The organism is Microcoleus sp. Z1_B2 (assembly GCF_036700325.1).
Taxonomy (GTDB): domain Bacteria; phylum Cyanobacteriota; class Cyanobacteriia; order Cyanobacteriales; family Microcoleaceae; genus Microcoleus.
In genome coordinates, this window is sequence record NZ_JAUBOQ010000019.1 from 52,651 (window position 1) to 70,421 (window position 17,771).

At 45.9% G+C, this 17,771-nt stretch carries 14 protein-coding genes; 9 read left to right on the forward strand and 5 right to left on the reverse strand.

Features of this window, described 5'->3' with window-relative positions:
• Positions 1–477 precede the first annotated feature (477 nt).
• Complete coding sequence (locus QT984_RS13350) at positions 478–2,163, reverse strand: NAD(P)H-hydrate dehydratase (protein ID WP_333374173.1); 1,686 nt, start codon at positions 2,161–2,163, stop codon at positions 478–480.
• Positions 2,164–2,277: 114 nt separating this feature from the next.
• Here QT984_RS13350 and mnmA point away from each other — a divergent pair, with 114 nt between their 5' ends.
• Positions 2,278–3,369, forward strand: a complete 1,092-nt coding sequence (gene mnmA, locus QT984_RS13355) for a tRNA 2-thiouridine(34) synthase MnmA (protein ID WP_333054014.1) — start codon at positions 2,278–2,280, stop codon at positions 3,367–3,369.
• 70 nt (positions 3,370–3,439) lie between these two features.
• A complete protein-coding gene (locus tag QT984_RS13360) occupies positions 3,440–3,670 on the forward strand; it encodes a hypothetical protein (protein WP_333209433.1) in 231 nt (76 codons plus the stop codon).
• On the opposite strand, the gene QT984_RS13365 is transcribed toward QT984_RS13360, so the two are convergent.
• Positions 3,663–4,244 (reverse strand): hypothetical protein, encoded by a 582-nt coding sequence (locus tag QT984_RS13365; protein ID WP_333054013.1) that lies wholly within the window; start codon positions 4,242–4,244, stop codon positions 3,663–3,665. The genes QT984_RS13360 and QT984_RS13365 overlap by 8 nt on opposite strands.
• Positions 4,245–4,907: 663 nt before the next feature.
• Between QT984_RS13365 and QT984_RS13370 the strand changes: the two genes are divergently transcribed.
• The 4 genes from QT984_RS13370 (at position 4,908) to QT984_RS13385 (ending at position 9,479) form a co-directional block, all read left to right on the forward strand.
• The gene (locus QT984_RS13370) at positions 4,908–6,887 is read left to right on the forward strand and encodes a SpoIIE family protein phosphatase (RefSeq protein ID WP_333209431.1); all 1,980 of its coding nucleotides are present in this window, start codon (positions 4,908–4,910) and stop codon (positions 6,885–6,887) included.
• Positions 6,888–6,963: 76 nt separating this feature from the next.
• On the forward strand, positions 6,964–7,542 hold the full coding sequence (locus QT984_RS13375) for a DUF6272 family protein (RefSeq protein ID WP_333054011.1): 579 nt from the start codon (positions 6,964–6,966) through the stop codon (positions 7,540–7,542).
• Positions 7,543–7,588: 46 nt separating this feature from the next.
• Positions 7,589–7,933 (forward strand): slr1659 superfamily regulator, encoded by a 345-nt coding sequence (locus QT984_RS13380; RefSeq protein ID WP_333054010.1) that lies wholly within the window; start codon positions 7,589–7,591, stop codon positions 7,931–7,933.
• Positions 7,934–8,003: 70 nt separating this feature from the next.
• Positions 8,004–9,479, forward strand: coding sequence for an adenylate/guanylate cyclase domain-containing protein (locus QT984_RS13385; protein WP_333054009.1), 1,476 nt, complete (start codon positions 8,004–8,006; stop codon positions 9,477–9,479).
• Positions 9,480–9,704: 225 nt separating this feature from the next.
• Here QT984_RS13385 and QT984_RS13390 read toward each other — a convergent pair whose 3' ends face one another.
• Positions 9,705–10,088, reverse strand: a complete 384-nt coding sequence (locus tag QT984_RS13390; protein ID WP_333054008.1) for a transposase — start codon at positions 10,086–10,088, stop codon at positions 9,705–9,707.
• A gap of 34 nt (positions 10,089–10,122) precedes the next feature.
• Positions 10,123–10,365, reverse strand: a complete 243-nt coding sequence (locus QT984_RS13395) for a transposase (protein WP_333278788.1) — start codon at positions 10,363–10,365, stop codon at positions 10,123–10,125.
• 205 nt (positions 10,366–10,570) lie between these two features.
• On the opposite strand from QT984_RS13395, the gene QT984_RS13400 reads away from it, so the two are divergent.
• Positions 10,571–10,819: a hypothetical protein gene (locus QT984_RS13400; RefSeq protein WP_333199875.1), complete on the forward strand. Its 249-nt coding sequence runs from the start codon at positions 10,571–10,573 to the stop codon at positions 10,817–10,819.
• 354 nt (positions 10,820–11,173) lie between these two features.
• Here the strand turns inward: QT984_RS13400 and QT984_RS13405 are convergent, their stop codons facing one another.
• On the reverse strand, positions 11,174–11,404 hold the full coding sequence (locus QT984_RS13405; protein ID WP_333209429.1) for a hypothetical protein: 231 nt from the start codon (positions 11,402–11,404) through the stop codon (positions 11,174–11,176).
• 61 nt (positions 11,405–11,465) lie between these two features.
• Between QT984_RS13405 and QT984_RS13410 the strand changes: the two genes are divergently transcribed.
• Together QT984_RS13410 and QT984_RS13415 are read left to right on the forward strand one after the other, a co-directional pair.
• A complete protein-coding gene (locus QT984_RS13410) occupies positions 11,466–12,677 on the forward strand; it encodes an RNA-guided endonuclease TnpB family protein (RefSeq protein WP_333054007.1) in 1,212 nt (403 codons plus the stop codon).
• 239 nt (positions 12,678–12,916) lie between these two features.
• Complete coding sequence (locus QT984_RS13415) at positions 12,917–17,755, forward strand: PAS domain S-box protein (protein WP_333054006.1); 4,839 nt, start codon at positions 12,917–12,919, stop codon at positions 17,753–17,755.
• Positions 17,756–17,771: the final 16 nt, after the last annotated feature.

Genomic DNA, 17,771 nt, shown 5'->3' on the forward strand with positions numbered 1-17,771 from the left:
TTTCAGGTATAACTGGTGGGATTTGTGGATGCACAGTCACTTTTTAGAGTGTCACTCATGTGAGTGTCGCTCGTTTGAGTTACCCGTTGGTTTGTCGTAACTGAGATATTGCACCATTCTCAATTAGCCGTAGGGGCGGGTTCGCCAACAGCCTTAAAGCTTGCAAATAGGTTCTATAAACCCGCCCGACCCCACGAAAAATCCTCTTATTGATATTGCTGCAAGATGTCAGTCGTAAGGAATGCAAGTTGTAATATCTTTATGAGGACTTCCGTTGTCAATACAAACCAAGGGCTAAGGTGCGCGGTGCACACCTACCCAATACAAAGATGGGGGGTACGCACTCTACCAACTCATGTCGATTGTTTACTTAGGAATGAGAATTAAATAACTTGCATTTTTTGTAGGTTGGGCCCGTGGAACGAACCCTCCGTTTCACTCCACCCAACGCCACGCTTGATTGTTGGGTTTCGTTCCTCAACCCAACCTACGGAAGTTATTTAATCCACGATCCTTAGCAAATTCTCGCAATGTTGGAATTAAATACTGTGTCAAAGTAAAGGCATCTACTCCTAATTCCGTCCGTTCTTTAGCAGCCATGATTCCGGCTTGAGCGTGCCACCAAGCTGCTGTTACAGCAACTGATTTGGGGGGGGATTTGCGGGCGATCGCACTTGCTAATAGTCCCCCTAACAAGCCTGTGAGAACGTCGCCGCTGCCGCCTCTGGCGAGGGCTGGAGTGCTTTCGGGATTGAGGTAGGTGATGGTACGTGAAGCGTAGCTATCCCGTAGGGAATCGCCCTCATCCTTCCAACTTATGCACACTCTGGCTCCTTTGAGCAATATCGTTGCACCGCAAAGCTGAGCTGCTGCTTGACTTGCGGCAATTCGATCGTCGCCGGTTTCGTCGGCTAATTCGGGAAATAAACGCTTGAATTCGCCCGGATGAGGCGTGATAATTGTCAGTGCTGAGCGTTCGGACAAAATCGGGACTGTGCCGAGTTGAGCGAGGATATTTAAACCGTCAGCATCTAAAACCAGAGGTCGATCGCTCTCCAGTACAGATTCTACAGCTATTGCCGCTTCCAATGTCAGACCTGGCCCTGCGGCGATCGCATCATAAGAACTCAAATCAATTGCTACTGGTAACTCGCTAATTGCACCGCTTTGGGTTTCGGGACATCCTATAACTAATGCCTCTGGCAACTGACAGCTCAACATCGGTTTAAGCGACTCAGGAACAGCAATGGATAGCATTCCGATGCCGCTTGCTCTTGCTCCCAATGCTGCCAAAATTGCGGCTCCGCTGTAGCGGCGGGAACCTGCAATAATTAGTATGTTACCGTTGGTGTATTTGTGCGAAATTGGCGATCGGGGTAACGGCAAATGCTGAGTTGCCCATGCTTTTGTAATGCGTTGTATTGCTGGCGTTTCACCCAATATTGCTGCAATATCGGCTGCGGTAATATCAAAATCAATTAATTCTGAACTACCGATATATTCTAACGCTCTATCTTGCAGAAATGCCATTTTCCACAAACCCAAACATAATGTATGTTTTGCCCGGATAGCCGTTCCCAAAACTTCTCCTGTATCTGTATGAATTCCCGATGGAATATCTATACTGAAAACTGGGATATTTAAATTATTTATTTCGTCAATCGCTGCGGCGGTGGCGTTAGTAATTTCTCGTTCTAATCCAAATCCAAATAAACCATCTACGAGCAACTCACAGTTTTTCAGCCCTTCAACTTTATCAATAAATGGAATATTTAAAGAACGCGCATAATCAGCGTGAGTTTTCGTGAGTTCCTTAAGTTTAGAAAACGGGCAGTAAATAACTACTTGGAACCCTTGAAAGTGCAATTCGCGGGCAACAACCAAAGCATCGCCGCCGTTGTGTCCGGGCCCAACCAATACGCCGATAACTGGCAATAGAGAATTAACAAGCTTTTTCCCTTCTTCCCTTTTCCTTCTATCCGTTAAATCCCGTACACTGCTAGTTGCCGAACTTCCTTCCGCTTTCAAAAGCTGCTGAATGCGTCTAGCAATCAGTCCCGCGACTTTTTCCATTAAAGCTGCGACTGGCATTCCCGCAGCAAAAATTCTCGTTTCTATTTGCCGCATTTGGTCGGCGGTGACAACAAATTTTTGAATGGTCATATTAATGCTAAAATTTCAGCTAACAGCAGCAGTGGCAATTTGTAGTATACTTGTGGTATAATAAATTAGCTCGATCGAACAAAGTAACAGTAAAATAGCAATTTCTCCCCAACCATGAACAAGATTGTTGTAGGCCTCTCCGGCGGGGTCGATAGTTCCGCAGCAGCCGCAATTTTACACCATCAAGGATATGAAGTGGTGGGTTTAACGCTGTGGTTGATGAAGGGCAAAGGCCAGTGCTGCTCTGAGGGAATGGTCGATGCCGCTAAAATTTGCGAAGATTTGGGCGTTCCCCACCACATTGTTGACAGCCGCGAGGTCTTTCAGGCAAGTATTATTGATTATTTGGTGGAGGGTTACAGTGCAGGAGTTACACCTCTGCCTTGTTCGCAGTGCAATAAAACTGTGAAGTTCGGGCCGATGCTTAAGTTTGCTCGCGAAGAACTCGGAATTGAAAAAATCGCTACAGGCCACTACGCTAGGATTACTTACGATGCTGCTACTGGTCGCTATCAGTTGCTGCGGGCGATCGACCCTGCGAAAGATCAGTCTTATTTCCTGTACGATCTAACACAGGATTTGTTGGCGGGTACGGAGTTTCCTTTGGGGGAAATTACCAAGACAGAAACTCGCAGAATCGCGGCAGAATTTGGCTTGACAACTGCGGATAAGCCGGAAAGTCAGGATTTGTGCTTGGTGGAAAGTAACGGTTCGATGCGGGCTTTTCTGGATAAGTACATTGCGCCACAAAAGGGTGACATTGTGGACAAGTCAGGGCGGGTGCTCGGACAGCATGACGGTGTTCACCACTACACCATCGGCCAGCGGAAAGGACTTGGGATTGCTGCACCGGAACCGCTGTATGTGATTGAACTTGATGCTGCTGGCAATCGGGTAATTGTGGGCGATCGACAGTTGGCAGTAGAATCTGAATGTACAGTCCAGAAAGTGAATTGGGTTTCTGTAGCTGCACCGACGACTCCGATTCGGGCTCAGGTACAGATTCGATATCGATCGCGCCCCGTCCCCGCTACAATTATTCCTGTGGAACCATCCCAAGCAGAGGAAAAAGTCGGCGGTACAAGAGTTAAGTTGATTTTTGACGAACCGCAGTTGAGCATTACCCCCGGACAAGCGGCTGTTTGGTATGACGGCGATGTGCTGTTGGGCGGTGGCATTATCGAAAGAAACCAAGTCCCAAATTAAGGCAAGGGGCGGGCTAGAAGCCCAACCCCTACTCCCCACAAGAAACTTCCCACAAGAAAATTCACTCTTTGTGGAACAGGCCGAAAAGCCTGTTCCCAGAAGCCCACAAGAAACTTCACTCTTTGTGGAACAGGCCGAAAAGCCTGCTTGTGATACCCACCTACAAAAAAACTCACTCTTTGTGGAACAGGCCGAAAAGCCTGTTCCCAGAAGCCCACAAGAAAATTCACTCTTTGTGGAACAGGCCGAAAAGCCTGTTCCAAAAGGAAACTTATATTTCCTTTCACGTACATTTACCTAGGTAACTTTTTTTCCAAACGCAACACATTTCCCCTAACATTAGTGCGGTAAACCCAAGTTTGCCTACCATCAGAAACCACAACCCGCCAACCTTCGACAATCATTTGACCGCAAATTTCATCCGCTTTCGCGAGTCCTAAACAAGTATTCGGCCAACTTTGTCCGCTTGATTCAGTTACTTTCAACTTGTCAGCAGCAATGCCAGTGGAGTCCGACAACTCTCGGCGAACTGCTTCTGCTACGGTTGCGGGCAATTGCTTCGGGGGATTTTTGCGCGTACCCTCGGCAAAATTCCCCGGTTCGGAAGTGAGAGTATCGAGTGCCAATACCGAATAGCTGATGTTTTGGGGCACTGCGGCTGAGGAAAATTGCTGCGCGGTTTGCTGCTGTTGCCTTTCCAACTGGGCAAGGGAATCTTTGATGGCGCCCGCGTTAGCTGCTGCGGTGTGTCTTAGTGCCGGATACATTTCCCATACCAGAATTCCTGTGAGCACCAAAGCCAAGATTACTGGATTGGGCTGCTTTTGGTCTCGGTTTTTATTTTTTTGAAATTTATTTTGGGAGATTCTTTTCATAATATGCCCTCTGCCTCACTTTACACAATGCGCGATCGCTCCTGAACACTCAACTGCAGATACTTATTTAGACACTATTGCTGGTGCTATTGGTTCCTTTGTGCAGAACCGATTTGACTGCTGGTGCGTGGGGGGCAAGTATTTTCTACTCGCTGTCGGCAGTTGTGTTTCAGGAAACTTGCACTACCCAGTTATTACTTAATTTTTACTTGTTGTCTCCGGGTATTAAGAAAAATTTATGCTTAAGTAAATATTCTTAAAAGCCTCTACTCCTGCCCCCGAATCTCAGTACAAATTACTATTCTTCGTTCCAAAACTGCTAAACGTGTTTTAGACTGGGGGAGGCGAGCTCAGCCAAGGATATCACAGGGATGCCACAAAAATTGTTGCCACTGGACGAAAACGCATTAGAAATTAAATCAGCTAAGCTGTTCGGCATTTAAAAGAGGATAGTAGGGTGCGTCATTACAGAATTGTTTCTCGCATAAGCGCGTAAGTGTTTACTCCTGACGCACCTACAAGCCTCGTTACTGGTTTAAATGATCCACAGCTTATCGCTGATTAATTATATTAGCATTCGGGTTTTCTAGAGCGATCGTCCCCGCAACTACTTTAGTAGCGATCGCTACTTTTTTAGTACAATATTCTTAAAATCTATCGATTATGAACAGAAAATCCCTGGGAATCCATTTAATGAATCGGCTGAGCTATCCTCAAAAATTTACCTTAATTGGTTTTCTATTTGCAATACCGTTAACCTTGGTCATGTACCTGCTAATTTCCGAAATTAACAGCAGAGTTGATTTTGCCCAAAAAGAAATCTACGGAAATGAATACCTGCGGCGACTGCGCCAGTTGAGGGAATATATACCGAAACTTCAACTCTTAAATTATCCGAATCAGAGGTTAAATCCTAGTTTAAGCAATTCAGAATTCAGAACAGATTTAAAAGCCAAGATAGATCATAAATTTCAAGCGATAGCTAATACAGATAGCCAGCTTGGAAACACATTAATTTCCAGTAAAAATTTTAATAATATTTATCAAGATTGGCACAATTTCAAACTTCGCCACAGCCATTGGAGTTTAGAAACTTACGATTTTTTCTATCAACGTTTAGCTACAGACATTGATAGACTGAGCGCTCGCGTCGGCGATACTTCTAATCTAATTTTAGACCCGGATCTAGATACCTATTATTTGATGGATGCTACTTTGCTGAAACTTCCAGAAATCCAAAAAATATTGTCAGAGATTAGGCTGATCTCTCAAATAAAAAACTTGCGTTCCGATGCCACACCTGAAGAAAGAGCGAAACTGATTACTTTGGCAGGCAAATTGAGAGAAATTAATCAGGATTTAGCTATCAATATGGAGGTAGGATTTAGCAATAATCCTCACGGGAATCTGATCCCGAAATTAAGGGAGTATTTAACAAACTTTAACTCGGTAGTAGAGCAGCTAACTGAGCAACTAGATAAACTGATTAAGCCCACAGCATTAGTGGAATATTCTGCCTATCTTGATGGGAGCGATCGAGTTCTGAATTATAGTTTTGAACTGTGGGATAAAACTATCAAGGAATTAGACTTTCTCCTGCAAAAACGCATTGATAGTTTCGTTGCCAAGAAACGCATAATTTCTATTGTTGTGTTAATAACCTTAGCCATAGTTATTTATTTATTTGTAAGTTTTTATAGAAGCGTTATGCAAACTGTGTTTGTCCTTGACGAAGCTGCAAAAAAGATGGCAAGCGGCAATCTTGACCACAAAATTATTTTGGATAACAGAGATGAACTGGGGCAAGTTGTGGGTGCTTTTAACAAAATTGCCGATGCCTTAGTTGGTGCAAATCAAGAAATTACTGTTCTCAACGATCGCCTAAAAGCAGAAAATATGCGAATGAGCGCTGAACTAGACGTTACTCGCAAGATTCAGCAGATGCTGCTGCCCAAAGACTTAGAACTCAATGAAGTTGTGGGGTTAGATATTGCGGGATTTATGGAAGCTGCTGAGGAAGTAGGGGGCGACTATTACGACGTACTCCAACACAAAGGTAGAGTAAAAATTGGCATTGGAGATGTGACGGGACACGGATTGGAGAGCGGTGTTTTAATGATTATGGTGCAAACGGCAGTAAGAACTTTGCTCGCCTACAATGAACCAGACCCAGTAAGATTTTTAAGTGCTATTAACAGTGTAATTTATGATAACGTGCAGCGGATGAAATGCGACAAAAATGCTAGCCTTGCCTTGCTAGACTATGAGGAGGGGATGCTGAAGTTGAGCGGCCAGCACGAAGAAATGATTGTTGTGCGGTGTAACGGTTGTGTAGAGCGGTTTGATACAATCGATTTGGGTTTCCCGATCGGGCTGGATGTAGATATTGCTGAATTTGTTGCTGAGAAAATTGTGCATTTGCATTCAGGAGATGTGGTTGTGCTTTACACTGACGGGATTACGGAAGCTAAAAATATGGATAAACTGCTTTATGGTTTAGATAGGTTAATTGAGGTAATAAAAATTCATTGGCAGCGTTCTGCTGCCGAAATTAGGCACGCTGTAATTAAGGACGTGCGATCGCACATCGGCGAACAAAAAGTTTTTGATGACATCACATTGCTGGTACTCAAACAAAAATAACTACTTGAATATCCCTCCTAAAGTTTAAAATATATTCAGTGATCCCCTCATCTCAAACTTTAGCTCTCACATCGATATGACTCAGATTTTCGGAGATTTCATCGAGCAGCCCGCTAGCCAAGAATACTTAATAATTGGATTTTCTCCGAGTTCGGTTCCTCTCAAGCAGCGGTGGCGGAACAACGGTTTGTCTGCTGATTTTCTGGCTGATTACCTGACGACTTTTTTTCCGGGCAACCAAGATGAACCCTCGACAATTGAAAGACAAGCTGAAATAAAAAGTGCTGTTAGCTACATTGCCAACGAGTTATTGGAAAATGCCATGAAGTTTAATGATGAAACCTCCGACTACCCGATCGATATTAAACTGCAATTAGAGAGCGAGGGAGTGATTGTCTCAGTGGCTAACAGCATCTCTCCGCAAGCGGTGGACAAGTTTCAGGCTTATATTCAGGAGTTGCTGGCCTCGGAGCCAAGCGAACTTTACCTTCAGCGGTTGGAAAAAAATGCTGCTGACGACAACAGTACCAATTCGGGATTGGGTTTGTTGACCATGCTCACCGATTATACCGCCAAACTTGGCTGGAAATTCCAGACCGTGCACAAAGACCCGGAAGTAATTGCGGTGACAACTATGGTGCAATTAACAGTATAAGCAACGCTGGCGATCGATAATATCTAAGGGACTTTTTTTTGTGGCTATGGAAATTAATACAGAAGATTACCAGATCTGTTACGATCCAGCAACGGCAACCGTGAGTTTTATTGGATCTCTAAGGCTGAGCGGGCCTGCTGAGTACGCGCCGATAGGGCAGTTGCTGGCCCAGGTTGCCGACTTGGAACCGACGAAAATTACCCTCAATTTGCAGCAGTTAGAATTTTTGAACAGTTCTGGCATCAATATGCTATCGAAGTTTATTATCGAGATCCGCAAAACAGCCAGGGTGCAAATGGCGGTACAAGGCTCTCAAAGCATAGCTTGGCATGGTAAATCTTTGAGGAATTTCCAGCGCCTGATGCCTGGTTTGCAGTTGGATTTTCTATAAAAACACGATTACTTTTAGGGTGCGAAATGTTAAGTAATTTTTTGTTAGTCGAGGCGCAAATTCTCGAGTTATGCTGGAAGAACAACCATCTAGAGAACAGCTACTTTTAGAGATAGAAAGATTGCGCCAGCAAGTGGAAGACTTGAAGGAGGAAAAAGCGGATCTGGAAATCTTGCTGGAAACTACTGCTGAACATTCCGATACGGTTGAAACTGAGTTACGCTCTCGCGCATTCGAGGCGGTGCGCGAAGGCGAAATCAAGCTGGCTCAATTTCTCGAAGCGATTCCGGTAGGCGTGGTAGTGCTCGATTCTCAAGGCAAACCTTACTACGTAAATCACGCCGGACAGCAGTTACTCGGTCAAGGAGTTTTGCCCTTAAATTCTGTTGAGGATTTGTCAGAAAGTTATCAAATTTATATCGCGGGAACGGAGACAATTTATCCTTTCGAGAATTTGCCGCTCGTCCGAGCTTTAAGGGGCGAAAACGCGACTGCTGACGATCTGGAAATTCATCGAACCGACAAGAAAGTTCCCCTAGAAATTTGGGGAAGGCCAATTTTTGACGATGGTGGCAAAGTTGCTTTTGCGATCGCAGTTTTTCAAGATGTCACGGAACGCAAAGAAGCTGAATCCCAGCGCCATTTATTTATTAAGGAACTATTTGACGTTAACCAAAATTTAGAAAAATCCCTGGATGTCGAATCAGACTTAACTGATGCCTACGGTAGATTTGTGCCACACCAATTTCTAAATTTGTTGGGATATGAAAGTATTATAGATGTCCATTTAGGCGACCAAGTGCAGCAGGAAATGTCGGTGCTATTTGCGGATATTCGCGACTTCACGACGCTTTCAGAAACTATGACTCCCCAAGAAAATTTTAAATTTATCAATGCTTACCTTTCGCGGATGGAGCCTGCGATTACTAGCAATAACGGGTTTATTGACAAATACATCGGCGATGCAATTATGGCTTTGTTTAGTGACTTTGCAGATGATGCAGTGAAAGCGGGTATTGCAATGCTAAATATCCTCAAAACTTACAACGAATACCGTCAAGGCGTCGGCTACGTCCCGATTCAAATTGGCATTGGCATCAATTCGGGTTCTTTGATGCTGGGGACAGTCGGGGGTAAAAGCCGGATGGACAGCACTGTGATTAGCGATGCTGTTAATTTAGCATCTCGCATTGAAGGATTGACCAAAGATTACGGCGTACCTCTGTTAATTTCTCAGCAGACTTTGGAACGGTTGCGAAATCCCACCGATTATGCAATTAGAATTGTGGATAAAGTACAGGTAAAAGGAAAATCTCAATATGTCGTAGTCTATGAGGTATTTGATGCAGACCCGCCCGAAAGTTTGTCGGCAAAGCTAGCAAATTTGTCTGTATATAATGAAGCTATGTTACTGTGCGAGCGGAAAGAATTCCGAGAAGCAGGAAAATTATTTGAAGAGTGTTTGCGAACAAATCCCAGCGATCATGTAGCTCGCATTTACCTGAAACGCTGTCGGGATTGGCGATCGCTCCTCAAAGGAATTTAAAGCAGCTTACTCGATTTTAGATTTTAGATTGACTCCATATAGCAATTCTCGCATCACTTGTGAATTTCTTACTTTCTCCCCGCAGGTTCGGGGAGGGTTGGGGTGGGATAAAAAATTTACGACTCCTGTAAGGATTGATATATATCTTAAGAGTGATGACTGACCTCTGGAATCTGTCAAAGGTTTGACATACTCCCCAGCTATCAAGGCGAGGGGATTCTAAGCTCAAACAGCAATTGCAGGCACAGCCTGTCTAACATCGCCTAACTTAACGGTTGACGCCCCACCAAGGAAAACAAGCAAGTTATTTATTGCAGCGTTCTCGTCTCTGCTGTTCACCTTCTGGCAGGACGGACATCGCCATTCACGAACTGATAAATCCAATTCTTTCAGAACGTGTCCACAGTGGGAACAAGTTTTACTAGATGGATACCAGCGGTCGATAAAAACTAATTGTTTTCCTTTCTTTTTGGCAACCCATTTGAGAATTTGGAGGAAATCGCCAAATGCAAGGTCTGAGATTTTACGTCCCCAAAGCCGTTGCATTCCTTTTAGATTCAACGTTTCAAAACACAGCACGTCAAACTTATCAGTTAATTCGTGAGCCAATTTCCAGAACCAATCAGAGCGACGATTTACTACGTCAGGAGTGCTTGCGAACTAGATTGAGTCTTGCTCTTTCCCGGTTAGCTGAGCCTTTCCGTTTTTTGGAATGTTGACGATTCGCTTTCTTAATAGCGCCGAGGGATTGTTTCAGGAATTGTGGTGATTCGATTTTCGTTCCATCTGAGCAGGTGAGAAACGTTTTCAAGCCGAAATCTTGCGCCAGCGATTCTACTCGTCTCGACTTTGGTTTCAGGTTGTTCAACGCTGTCAACGACCACAACCATGAATAACTCTCCCAATGGAGTGCGCTTAATGGTTAAGGTTTTGACCTTCCCCGCTATCTCTCTGGAATTCCAATACTGATAAACGCGATTCCCAATTTTAATTAGATTACCACCTAAAAATTTATAGCCAGCTTGCTTGAGAGTGAACGATTTGTATTTGCGAACTTTCTTGAAACCGGGAGGTCTAACTCCTTTCTGGTGATGCTTAAAAAACAGTTGGTAGGCTTTCTCGATTCGCTGGCAGATATCCTGTACAGCCTGAGATCCAACCTGCTGCCAGAACGCTTTACGCTTTCTGATTTTAGCAATATGACTTTGAAGCTTGCTGCAATTCAAATGCTTGCCCCACATCCGGTAGTACCGTTTATGGAGTGCAATGCAATGGTTGTAGATCACCCCGGCAGCATTGATACTTCGCTTGAGATGTCTATTTCGCTTGCTTTGATATAGCTTAAACTTCAATGTTTTCATGCTAACCATGATCTCATAACGGGTAGCGATTGGGTAGCAAAATGATTAAAGAAAGATTAAGTATTCGCATTGCCGTGAGTCGGTTAAAAAAGTTACGGAGAATTGCCAAACAGAAAGAAAAAAAAATGACCCAGCTTGTAGAGGACTGGATTGATACACTTAAAGAGGAAAAGCCGTCAAGCGAAGGACGGGGCTTTAGACCCAGTTCTTTGGTAAAATATAAATAGCTTTATACCTGTTACTTCTGAGGCTTCTCAAAATAGAACGGCTGAGGGCGGCAAAACCAGCGATCGGTAATTTGGTGCCAGAACGGTGGCCAGGGTAGAACCTGTCTCAGAAAAAGTTGGCGGATGAATTAGGGTTTAAAGCTGTAACGTGATTCTTGGACAAAGTTACCCATTGATGGAATTGTTGGGTAACTAAGAAAGCAAGTCTCTCGATAACGTCACTAAGACTGCTTGCGGTAAGCTGAACTCGTTTTTCCTCTAGCCACTTAGTAGCAGTCTCGGTTAGGCTGAGGTTGACCTTACGCTTAGGCTCGCTGTAAATCTTTTTTCTAGGCATTTTCTTGTTCCGTATTAATTCCGCATACAATAAGAGTAAGGCAGAAATGAGGTAAAAGCAAATGTTACTTAGTTTCAAGACGGAATTAAAACCTAATAACAAACAGGTGACTAGATTTCGGCAGCATTGCGGAGTAGCAAGACACGCTTACAACTGGGCAAATTCAATCATCCTTGAAACATTGACACTCAGGAAGACGGATAAAACTATTAAGATCCCTTCTGCAATTGATCTACACAAGCGTTTAGTGGCAGAAGTCAAACATGAGCATCCCTGGTATTACGAATCTTCCAAAGCCAGCCCACAACAGGCTCTAACTGAATTGAGAACAGCTTGGGATAGATGCTTCAAAAAGGTATCTAAACAACCTAGATTCAAAAAGAAAGGTGTATCGGGGGACTCCTTCTACCTAGAACAAGGAACCAAAGCAAAGCCAGGAATTAATAACGACGGCAAGCGTGTCAAGTTACCTAAGATTGGCTGGGTTAGGCTGCACGAACCATTACCAATTACGGCAGTTCACAACTGCGTAATCAGTCGAAAAGCTGACAGATGGTTCATTGCTTTTAAATACGAAATTGAGCAACCCGCAACTCTACGTGACCGTCCTACTGTCGGAGTTGATATCGGCATCAAGCAGCTAGCTGTTTGTTCTAACGGCGAAGTCTTTGCCAACCCTAAAGCCTATCGTCGGATGAACCGTAAAATGAAACGTCTGCAACGGCGTGTCTGTGCGCGAGTCAAAGGGTCTAACAACCGCAAAAAGGCAATCGCTAAACTAGCCAAGCTGCACCTAAAAGTGTCAAACATCCGAAAAGATGCTATTCATAAGCTAACAACTTACCTCGCCAAAAACCACGGTGAAGTGAAGATTGAAGATTTGAATGTTAAGGCATTTTTGAAGAACCACAAGTTAGCTGGTGCAATCGCCGACTGCGCCATGTACGAATTCAAGCGTCAACTTGAATATAAAACCGAAAAGTTTAACTCAAAATTGACGCTCATAGATCGATTCTTTCCTAGCAGTCAAATCTGTTCAAATTGCTGTAATCATCGGCATAAAATGCCATTAAGAGTCCGAGCCTTTGAATGTCCCAGTTGTGGAAATATTCAAGACCGTGACTTGAATGCGTCGAAAAATATAGAACGTTGGTTTGAAGGAATATTTATTCCAGAACGTTCAGAATTGGCGGTGAGTTCCACTCCCGTCAGCCTGCGGAGTAGACAAACCCGACAGCAGTCATGTTGTCGCTACTGTGAAACAGGAAGTTAACACCACAAGCACTCATGTTCAGCTATGTCAAGATTTGGGTAGCTATGGGTAAGTTTTTCAGAACGGATGACCTTTCCCACGATTAATCGTTGGGAAAATGGACAGGCTAAGCCTTCTCGCTTGGCACTCAAGCAAATTTAGATATTGCTGGATGAGTTAGGTAATTCCTCAGATGCAACGCTTGGCGAATGCAGTAAGGCGCTGCGAGCAAGATATTTTTCGGATAAGGAGTACAAAGGGTGAGTGTAGAGGAAATCAACAGCATTTTCAGAGATATTCGACTACTTCCCTATGGTGTGGCCACCCTCTCCGTGGCTTTGGCACTGGCGCTAACCCGATCGCTTTTACCGTGGCTCTACCCAACCACGACGCCCCTGTTTTTCATCGCGGTGATGGTGAGTGCGTGGTATGGCAGTTTCGGGGCTGGGTTTCTGGCAACAATTTTATCCACGCTGGCAATCAACTATTTTTTTATTGAGCCGTTCTATTCCTTAAAGATAGTTAATGTAGAGACAATTGTTCGGCTGGGTATGTTTTCGATCGCCGCAGGATTGAGCGCTTCACTCAGTTTATCGTGGCGCAATGCTCTAAAAAATGCGAAAGCAGCCTTGCAAAATTTACAGGAGGCAAGGTTCCTAGAACAAAAAGCCCAGGTTCGGGGCCAAGTCGCACAAGCTGCGGCGAGGGAGACAAAAGAACAGCTAGAAACGGTACTTTCTAGCATCAACGATGGGTTTTACATCCTCGATCGCGATTGGCGCTACACCTATGCCAACGATCGCTACTGTGAAATGATTGGAATGCCGCAGTCAGCGATTCTGGGTGAGAACGTTTGGGAGCTATTTCCCGCAGCCGTTGACACCGATGCTTACGTGCAGTTTCATCGGGCAATGCGGGAACAAACGCCACTCCAGTTTGATTATCTGTACTCACCTTTGAAAGGTTGGCATGACCATCGAATTTACCCTTCGCCCAGTGGACTGACCGTTTTGCTTGCTGACATTACCGATCGCAAACAGGCGGAACTCCTCCTAATCGAGCAGAAACGACTGCTGGAGTCGATCGCCTTCGGGCAGCCACTAGACGACTGTCTGGCAGCCGTGTGTGACTCAGTATCCAGGCTGAATCCGGGTACCCGCGCGGGCTTCCTGCTAGCCGATGCTCAGGGGCTGACTTTTAACAGATCGATTACTCCAGACTTTCCACCGTCTTTTGCTGAAGGACTCCAAGATGCTCCGATTAACGATTTGTGCATTGGAACGTGCGGCGAAGCAGTGTATAGCGGTCAGCCCGTGACCTGCGCCGACATTGCCAAGGACGATCGCTGGTCGCAAGCATGGCGAAATTTATGCGTGGCTCATGGCATTCTAGCGTGTCATTCTCAGCCCGTGTTCAGGCAGGACAATCTACCTATGGGGTCGCTGATGCTTTGCTTTAGCGAGGCGCGGATGCCGACGGATTGGGAACATAAACTCGCGGAGTTCGGCACCCAAGTTGCCAGCATCGTCTTCGAGCGCGATCGATCGTTCCAGGCGTTGCGCGAGAGCGAAGAACAGCTCAGACTGGCTTCCGAAGGCGGCAATTTGGGTTTGTGGTATTGGGATAGGGAAACTGACACCCTGAGTTTGACGGACATAGCCAAAGGGATGTTTGGTTTACCCGTGGATCGGGGAATTTCCATGAAGGTGTTTTTAGAAGCGGTGCATCACGACGATCGTCCATTCGTTCACACCGTACTCAATGAGCTCAAAGCGAATCAACCGCATACTGAAATTGAGTATCGGACGCTGTGGGCAGATGGCACCGTTCGTTGGATTTTGGCAAAGGGCGATTGCGCCTATAACGCTGAGGGCATGATAATTTCGACGCGGGGCGTATTAATCGACATCAGCGATCGTAAACAAGCAGAAGAAGCTTTGCGTCAAAGCGAAGAGCAGAGTCGCAACATTCTAGAGAGTATTGATGATGGATTCTTTTCCCTTGATGAGAATTGGTGTTTCACTTATGTGAATCGGTCAGCGGAAATTCTGCTAGACCGGACTGCCAGCGATCTGATTGGGAAAAATGTGTGGGAAGAATTCCCCGGACTTAATGGCAGCGAGTTTGAGCAGGTTTATCGGCGCGTGGCAAACGAGCGCGTGGCTTTGTCAGTCACGGCTTTTTATCCCGATCACGATCGGTGGTATGACGTTCGCACCTACCCTGCAGCCAACGGGATTACCATTTATTTCCGAAATGTCACCGATCGAAAACTGGCCGAGGAGGTATTGCAACAACGAGAAGCAGAACTTCGTTTAGTCACCAATGCCGTGCCTGCCTTGATTTCCTTTGTAGACTCAGACCAGCGTTATCGCTTCAACAATCGAGCATATGAAGAATGGTTTGGACATTCGGCAGCGCAAATCTATGGCAAGCACCTTCAAGAGGTTTTAGGCGAAACTGGCTATGAAGGGATTCGTCGTTATGTTGAGCAAGTCTTGGCAGGACAGGAAGTGACCTTTGAAAGCCAAATTCCCTACAAAGATGGTGGAACCCGTTATATCAATGCCACCTATGTTCCCCGCTTCAATAGCCAGGGAAAAATTGAAGGGTTTGTAGCATTCGTCAACGATATCACCGATCGCAAACAAGCCGAAGCCACACTACGGGAGAGTGAGGCAAGGTTCCGACTGATGGCAGATGCCGCCCCTGTGCTGATTTGGATGTCGGGCACAGATAAACTCTGTTATTACTTCAACGTCCCGTGGCTAAACTTTACGGGACGGACGATCGAGCAAGAAAGGGGCAATGGTTGGACAGAAGGAGTCCACCCCGACGACTTTGAGCGGTGTTTAGACACCTATGTGACTGCCTTTGATGCCCGTCAACCGTTCAAGATGGACTATCGCTTGAAACGCTGTGATGGCATATACCGTTGGATTATGGATGAAGCTGTTCCTCGCTACGGATTGGAAGGTGAGTTCTTGGGCTACATCGGCTCCTGTGTTGATATTGAAGACCACAAACAAGCTGAGGAAGCCCTGCGCGAGAATGAATCCCGCCTCCGTCTGATCTTTGAAAGCGCCAAAGATTATGCCATCTTCACCCTCGACCTTAACGGCATCATTGCCAGTTGGAACTCAGGGGCAGAAAGGTTGTTGGGCTATACCGAGACAGAAGCAATTGGTTGCTCCAGTCGGATGATTTTCACACCAGCAGATAACGAACAAGGACAAGCCGAGTACCAGAGGCAAATGGCTCTACTGCAAGGACGGGTCGAAGACGAACGCTGGCACGTCCGCAAAGATGGGAATCACTTTTGGGCCAGTGGATTGATGATGCCCCTGCTTAATGAAGCGGATTGTCCGCAGGGATTTGTCAAAATCATGCAGGACAAGACTGCACAACGGCAAGCAAGTGAGCGCCTGCAATTGCTGTATGAAACTACCCGCGATCTGATGAAGACAGAACAGCCTCTGGCTTTGATGGACACGCTATTCCGCAAACTGGCAGTGCTACTCGATCTGGATTGTTACTACAACTTCATGGTGGAAGAAAAAGACAACCGCCCGATGCTGCATTTGAGAAACTATGATGGCATCTCTGAAGAAAGGGCGCAGGCGATCGCCTGGATCGAAGTAGGGCAATATCTCTGTGGATTGGTTGCCCAAACCCAGCAGCAACTTGTCTTGAATCAAGCCGAACTTTCCACTCATCCGAATGGTAAAGCCCTCTATGAACTGGGCATCACGGCTTACGTGGGTCAACCGTTAATCGCTCAAGGACGGTTATTAGGAACGCTCTCCTTTGCCAGTCTGACTCGGACGCACTTCACGCCTGCTGAAATCGAGCTGCTGGGATCTATCTGTGACCAAATCGCGATCGCTCTGGAACGGGCAAATCTGAACGATTCACTGCAGCAGCAAGCGGAACAGCTAAGACAGGCAAATCGGATCAAGGATGAGTTTTTAGCGGTACTATCCCATGAATTGCGATCGCCCCTCAATCCTATTTTGGGCTGGTCAAAGCTGCTGCAAACTGGCAAGCTGGATGCGGCGAAAACCGCCCAGGCGTTAGCGACGATCGAACGGAATGCCAAGCTGCAAACTGAATTGATTGAAGATTTGCTTGATGTCTCGAAAATTCTCCAAGGTAAGCTCAGTCTGAATATTCGTCCAGTTGATTTAGCTTTAACTGTGGAATCGGCGATCGAAACTGTCAATTTGGCTGCTGTTGCCAAATCCATTGACATTCGGACTGTGTTAGATCCTCAGATCGGACAAATTTTGGGAGATTCGGGCCGTTTGCAGCAAATAGTCTGGAATCTTGTTTCCAATGCGGTCAAATTCACCTCGGCCGGGGGGCGCGTTGAGGTGCGCTTAACTCGTGTGGGCGATCGCGCTCAAATTACGGTGGCGGATACAGGGGTTGGCATTGCACCGGAGTTTTTACCCTACGTGTTTGACTACTTCCGCCAAAAAGATGGCGCTACAACCCGCAAGTTTGGTGGCTTGGGATTGGGGCTGGCGATCGTGCGGCATTTAGTCGAACTGCACGGTGGCACGGTTGGGGCAGATAGCGCCGGTGAAGGGTTAGGAGCTACCTTTACCGTAAGACTGCCCCTATCACCGAAGGTAAGACAAGAAAACTCTCTTGCAAGACTTTCGGAACGATCGACTGCGGATGAACCGTTATCGGGGATGCGGATAGTTGTGGTTGATGATGAGCCGGATATGCGAGAGTTGATTTCGTTTTTGCTAGAAGATGCAGGTGCAGAGGTACTGACTCTTGCTGTCCCTCAAGAAGTCCTCACAGCGTTGACTAATTTCCAGCCAGATGTCCTGTTGAGCGACATTGGTATGCCGGGAATGGATGGCTATATGCTGTTGCGACAAGTGCGAGCTCTGCCGCCAGAACGGGGTGGGCTGATTCCCGCGATCGCCCTGACTGCTTATGCGGGTGAGTTTAATCAACAGCAAGCTTTGCAAGCTGGATTTCACCGACATCTGGCAAAGCCGATCGAACCGGATGAATTAATTAAGACGATCGTCGCACTTCTTAGCAAGAACACTGATGGCCCAGCAAGCGATCGAGATTGAGCCCAAGGATCTCAAA

Excerpts from the sequence above, each read along its gene's own strand:
- QT984_RS13350 (WP_333374173.1), bottom strand. The coding sequence starts at position 2,163 with ATGACCATTCAAAAATTTGTTGTCACCGCCGACCAAATGCGGCAAATA.
- mnmA (WP_333054014.1), top strand. The coding sequence starts at position 2,278 with ATGAACAAGATTGTTGTAGGCCTCTCCGGCGGGGTCGATAGTTCCGCA.
- QT984_RS13365 (WP_333054013.1), bottom strand. The coding sequence starts at position 4,244 with ATGAAAAGAATCTCCCAAAATAAATTTCAAAAAAATAAAAACCGAGAC.
- QT984_RS13370 (WP_333209431.1), top strand. The coding sequence starts at position 4,908 with ATGAACAGAAAATCCCTGGGAATCCATTTAATGAATCGGCTGAGCTAT.
- QT984_RS13375 (WP_333054011.1), top strand. The coding sequence starts at position 6,964 with ATGACTCAGATTTTCGGAGATTTCATCGAGCAGCCCGCTAGCCAAGAA.
- QT984_RS13380 (WP_333054010.1), top strand. The coding sequence starts at position 7,589 with ATGGAAATTAATACAGAAGATTACCAGATCTGTTACGATCCAGCAACG.
- QT984_RS13385 (WP_333054009.1), top strand. The coding sequence starts at position 8,004 with ATGCTGGAAGAACAACCATCTAGAGAACAGCTACTTTTAGAGATAGAA.
- QT984_RS13400 (WP_333199875.1), top strand. The coding sequence starts at position 10,571 with ATGCTTAAAAAACAGTTGGTAGGCTTTCTCGATTCGCTGGCAGATATC.
- QT984_RS13405 (WP_333209429.1), bottom strand. The coding sequence starts at position 11,404 with ATGCCTAGAAAAAAGATTTACAGCGAGCCTAAGCGTAAGGTCAACCTC.
- QT984_RS13410 (WP_333054007.1), top strand. The coding sequence starts at position 11,466 with ATGTTACTTAGTTTCAAGACGGAATTAAAACCTAATAACAAACAGGTG.